The sequence below is a fragment of the Agromyces humi genome (assembly GCF_009720255.1).
In the GTDB taxonomy this organism is placed as follows: domain Bacteria; phylum Actinomycetota; class Actinomycetes; order Actinomycetales; family Microbacteriaceae; genus Agromyces; species Agromyces humi.
Window position 1 is genome coordinate 1 of sequence record NZ_WJSP02000418.1, and the last position, 3,011, is coordinate 3,011.

Annotated in this window: 3 protein-coding genes; 2 read left to right on the plus strand and 1 reads right to left on the minus strand. The window is 71.1% G+C overall.

What is annotated here, in order from left to right; translation table 11 throughout:
• The coding region (locus GH736_RS20135) for a signal recognition particle receptor subunit alpha (protein WP_159606501.1) at positions 1 to 709 on the minus strand (709 nt) is incomplete at its 3' end.
• 102 nt (positions 710 to 811) lie between these two features.
• Between GH736_RS20135 and GH736_RS20140 the strand changes: the two genes are divergently transcribed.
• Together GH736_RS20140 and GH736_RS20145 are read left to right on the plus strand one after the other, a co-directional pair.
• Complete coding sequence (locus GH736_RS20140; protein ID WP_159606503.1) at positions 812 to 1,780, plus strand: TIGR03885 family FMN-dependent LLM class oxidoreductase; 969 nt, start codon at positions 812 to 814, stop codon at positions 1,778 to 1,780.
• On the plus strand, positions 1,777 to 3,011 hold a 1,235-nt coding region (locus GH736_RS20145), incomplete at its 3' end, for an alpha-amylase family protein (protein ID WP_159606505.1). The genes GH736_RS20140 and GH736_RS20145, both read left to right, overlap by 4 nt.

Sequence of the window (3,011 nt, forward strand, 5' to 3'; positions counted from 1 at the left end):
CGCCGCCGTGCTCGATGAACGCCTCGGCCTGCGCGAGCCCGTTCTGCCCGGTCGTCGCGTCGAGCACGAGCAGGACCTCGCTGATCGGGGCCTGCTTCTCGACGACGCGCCGGATCTTGCCGAGCTCGTCCATGAGGCCGCCCTTCGTGTGCAGCCGCCCGGCGGTGTCGATGATGACGATCTCGATGCCGTCGCGCTTGGCCTTCTCGACGGTCTGGAAGGCGACGGATGCCGGGTCCTGCCCCTCGCGCTCGGGACGCACGATGCCCACGCCGGCACGCTCCGCCCAGGTCGCGAGCTGGTCGACCGCTGCGGCGCGGAACGTGTCGGCCGCGCCCACGACGACGCTCCGGTCGTAGGTGCGCAGGAACCGGGCGAACTTGCCGATCGTGGTGGTCTTGCCCACGCCGTTCACCCCGACGACGAGCACGACCGCCGGGCGCTCGGTGAGCTTCAGCGTCGGGTCGTACTTCGCGAGCCGCTCCTCGATGAGCTCGCGCAGCATCCGCTGCACGTCCCGCGGATCGGTCGTGCGGTACCGCTCGACCTGCGCCTTGATGGCGGCCACGATCTCCTCGGTGACGGCGGGGCCGAAGTCGGCTCGGATGAGCGCGGACTCGAGGTCGTCCCACGTGTCCTCGTCGATCGTCTTCGCTCCGAAGACCCCGCGGAGGGCCGCACCGAGCGACCATGATGCGCGTTCTGCCATGTCTCCAGCCTAGAGCGCCGGTACACCGCGGCCGGTGCCCCTGCAAGGGGTTGCCGCTCCCGCGGGGCCGCGGAACCCTCGGGGACGACGGAAGGAGTGCGAATGACGATCGTGGGATTCCACGCCTCGCACGAACAACTGCCGCCCAGCCGCCTGCTCCACGCGGTGCAGCGCGCCGAACAGGCCGGCTTCGACGCCGCCATGTGCAGCGACCATCTCGAACCGTGGAGCGTGCGACAGGGGCACTCGGGGTACGCATGGAGCTGGCTCGGCGCCGCGCTCGAGGCCACCTCGTTCTCGCTCGGCGTCGTGACGGCGCCCGGGCAGCGCTACCACCCGGCGATCGCCGCGCAGAAGCTCGCCACCCTCGCGGAGATGTACCCGCGGCGGTTCTGGGCGGCGCTCGGCAGCGGCGAGGCGATCAACGAGCACGTCACCGGCGATCCGTGGCCGGCGAAGGAGGAGCGTGACGCGCGCCTCGCCGAGTCGGTCGACGTGATCCGCCGGCTCCTGGCGGGCGAGGAGGTGAGCGCCGACGGCCGCATCCGGGTCGACCGCGCGAGGATCTGGAGCCGCCCCGACGAGCCGCCGCCGCTGTTCGCCGCCGCCATCAGCACCGAGACCGCCCGCGACGTCGCGACGTGGGCCGACGGCGTCATCACGGTCGACCAGGGGTCGGACGGGCTGCGCGAGTTCATCGACGCCTACCGAGGCGCCGGCGGCCGAGGCCCGGTCGCCGTGCAGGTGCACCTGAGCTGGGCCCCCTCCGACGACGAGGCGCTCGCCATCGCGCACGACCAGTGGCGGCAGAGCCTCGTGCCGGCGCACCTCTCGTGGGAGCTCGACCGGCCGGAGGACTTCGACGCCCGCACGGCCGACGCCACGCTCGACGACGTGGCCGGCACGCTGCTCGCCTCCTCCGACACGGCACGGCACCTCGACCACCTCGCCGGCATCGCCGAGCTCGACGTCGACCGGATCTACCTCCATCACGTCGGCGCGGGGCAGGACGCGTTCATCGACGCGTTCGGCGAGCACGTCCTCCCCGCCCTGAGGGAGGTGGGGCGATGAAGATCACCGACCGGAGCGACCTCTGGTGGAAGACGGCGGTCGTCTACTGCCTCGACGTCGAGACGTACATGGACTGGAACGACGACGGCTCGGGCGACTTCGAGGGCCTCGGGCACCGGCTCGACCACCTCGCGGAGCTCGGGGTGACCTGCCTCTGGCTGATGCCGTTCCAGCCGACGCCCGACCGCGACGACGGCTACGACATCACCGACTTCACGGGCGTCGACCCGCGCCTCGGCGAACTGGGCGACGTCGCCGAGTTCATTCGCACGGCTCGCGACCGCGGCATGCGCGTGATCATCGACTTCGTGATGAACCACACCTCCGACCGCCATCCCTGGTTCAAGTCGGCGAGACGCAGCCGGACCTCGCCGTTCCGGGATTGGTACGTGTGGCGCGACGAACCGCCCGCCCATCCTGCCGAGAGCGTGTTCCCCGGCGAGGAGGAGAGCGTCTGGGAGTTCGACGAGCGCACCGGCCAGTACTACCTGCACAGCTTCTACCGGCACCAGCCCGACCTGAACATCGCCAATCCCGAGGTGCGCGACGAGATCGCGAAGACCATCGGGTTCTGGCTGGAGCTCGGCGTCTCGGGGTTCCGGGTCGACGCCGTGCCCTTCCTCATCGAGCCGCCCGACGGCGTCGACATCGGCGACCCGCACGAGTTCCTGCGCGACATCCGCCGGTTCCTGCAGCGCCGCTCGAGCGATGCCGTGCTGCTCGGCGAGGTGAACCTGCCGTACGACCAGCAGCTCGAGTTCTTCGGCCGCCGCGGCGACCCGGCCGAGCTGACGATGCAGTTCGACTTCCTCGGCATGCAGGCCCTGTACCTCTCACTCGCCCGGGAGGATGCGCGACCCCTCGCCGCCTCGCTCGCCGAGCGGCCGCAGCTCGAGCCCGAGGCGCAGTGGGCGAACTTCGTGCGCAACCACGACGAGCTCACCCTCGACAAGCTCAGCGACGCCGAGCGCCAGGAGGTCTTCGACGCGTTCGCGCCTGAAGAATGGATGCGGGTCTACGGGCGGGGCATCGCGCGACGCCTCCCGCCGATGCTCGACGGCGATCCCCGCCGCATTCGCATGGTCTACAGCCTGCTCTTCTCGCTGCCCGGCACGCCCGTCCTGTTCTACGGCGAGGAGATCGGCATGGGCGAGAACCGCGAGGAGGGCGGACGGATGACCGTGCGCACCCCGATGCAGTGGACCGACGGGGCGAACGGGGGCTTCTCGCG

Coding starts and splice junctions, on each gene's coding strand:
- GH736_RS20140 (WP_159606503.1), top strand. CDS start 812: ATGACGATCGTGGGATTCCACGCCTCGCACGAACAACTGCCGCCCAGC.